Raw genomic sequence first — 1,588 nt, 5'->3', positions numbered from 1 at the left:
CTCCATCATATTGCACCTCAAATTCAGCAACATCATAGGGATTACTGGATGCTGGCCCAAGGTTGATCTTGAGAACTGTTTCAAGCCATCCATCATGATTAAAGTCTTCAGGGGGAGTGACAAAAGATAGGAATGGAGATGGAGGCAGAGAAGAAACATTATTTCTGAGATCAATTGTGTAGACAATATCGTCAGAACTGCTTCCAATACCAGAAATCTTGATAATATCATTCCCGTTATTGCCATTAAGAGTTGAGTTGTAAGCCCCATAACCAACTCCAGAGGCACCAGCTTTACCCATCAGCGTAATAGTATCAATGCCATTACCCGCATCAATCTGAGCGTTAAACGCACCATAGGCTGTAGCACTCTCCGCATTCCCTGTCACTTGGCCAGAAAAGGTATCAGCTTTATTGGTGCCTAATAGAGTTCCTTGAAACGGTGATCCTGTAAATGTAGCCATAATTGTTCCTCCATCTAATGGTTTAGACGCTTGTAACGCGGCAACCGCCAGAAGTCCAGGGGAAAGAAATATTAATAACTCAATGGACAGTCGCTCTACTGTTGCAACTACCTCGAATGAATTTTCTTTAATTAAACCGAAAAATTTTGAAGTATTTATGAAGAAACTCTACATTTTTTCAGGGGTATTGGAGGAGAGATTGAGGGATAAGGCGTTTGTGTAGCAATCGTACAGAAACTTACGCTAACGGATAGAAATTGGGAGTGCCGCAGGTTTTGATGTTGTTGCTCGTAGGGATAATGTTTATTGCTTGGAGTTATGTTGTGGATCACGGGCTTGAATTTCCGATATAAACTTAACCGTATTTTCTCCATCCCCGGTTTCATAAGGAGAGACAATAAATTCTTTTGTCCACAAGTTAAAAGCTCCATAATAAGTCTGTCTATTGCGCTGATTCTCAACTTGAATAACTTCTCGATTTTCTCGGTCTCCCCACAAGTAACTACAGATATCATCTCCTTATTTTATAATAACTTTCTGGGGACTTAAATACCACATCATACTCTTCGATTAGATGCCTTTCTAACTCGGAGATGTTTCGTCTTTCTAAGGGAATTAGCCACTGTTCAATTTCTTCCAGTTGTGAGGGTGTTAAATAGCTTTTTGAACCTTGACATCCTAACTTTAATCCCGGAATTCCTTTTTCTAAGTATTTTTTCTGACTCTTGGCAATAAAACTGATTGAAACTCCTAATCTCTGTTGAATTTCTTCATAGCTTTTCTGTATTAATCTCAATCTCACGGCTTCACCTCTTTTCCATTCCCTGACATTTTTGATATTAGAGATATACTCTTCTAATTCTTTTAATTTTTCTTGTAATTCTTGATTTTCTGGCATATCTAACATTTTTATTTCCCCCTTTTTTTCTTGAACTTTTATTTTACCCTTTAATTGTTGATTTGTATAACTGATTTAGACTTGCTATATTGCCCCCATGACTGCCAATTTTGCTGTTAGTATATTCAATACTTCAGACATTTTTAGAAACTCTTAAGCTGTTGTGCATTTAAACTGCATATTTTAGAGGCTGAAACCCCTTACTGGCTTGGATAGCCTCGAAAATT

Annotated in this window: 3 protein-coding genes; all 3 read right to left on the bottom strand. The window is 37.9% G+C overall.

Annotation, left to right across the window (positions count from 1 at the left end; translation table 11 throughout):
* Positions 1-463 (bottom strand): hypothetical protein (locus PL9631_RS25645; RefSeq protein WP_197046522.1); only part of this gene is annotated, 463 nt, incomplete at its 3' end.
* A 303-nt stretch (positions 464-766) separates the two neighbouring features.
* The gene (locus tag PL9631_RS25640; RefSeq protein ID WP_083624815.1) at positions 767-961 is read right to left on the bottom strand and encodes a hypothetical protein; all 195 of its coding nucleotides are present in this window, start codon (positions 959-961) and stop codon (positions 767-769) included.
* 13 nt (positions 962-974) lie between these two features.
* Entirely contained in the window at positions 975-1,370 is a 396-nt protein-coding gene (locus PL9631_RS25635; protein ID WP_083624813.1) for a helix-turn-helix domain-containing protein, read from the bottom strand.
* Positions 1,371-1,588 lie beyond the last annotated feature (218 nt).

This window comes from Planktothrix paucivesiculata PCC 9631 (assembly GCF_900009265.2).
In the GTDB taxonomy this organism is placed as follows: domain Bacteria; phylum Cyanobacteriota; class Cyanobacteriia; order Cyanobacteriales; family Microcoleaceae; genus Planktothrix; species Planktothrix paucivesiculata.
Note: the sequence above shows the minus strand (reverse complement) of the source record. Positions and strands in the feature narration are given on the sequence as shown.

Coding starts and splice junctions, on each gene's coding strand:
- PL9631_RS25635 (WP_083624813.1), bottom strand. CDS start 1,370: ATGTTAGATATGCCAGAAAATCAAGAATTACAAGAAAAATTAAAAGAA.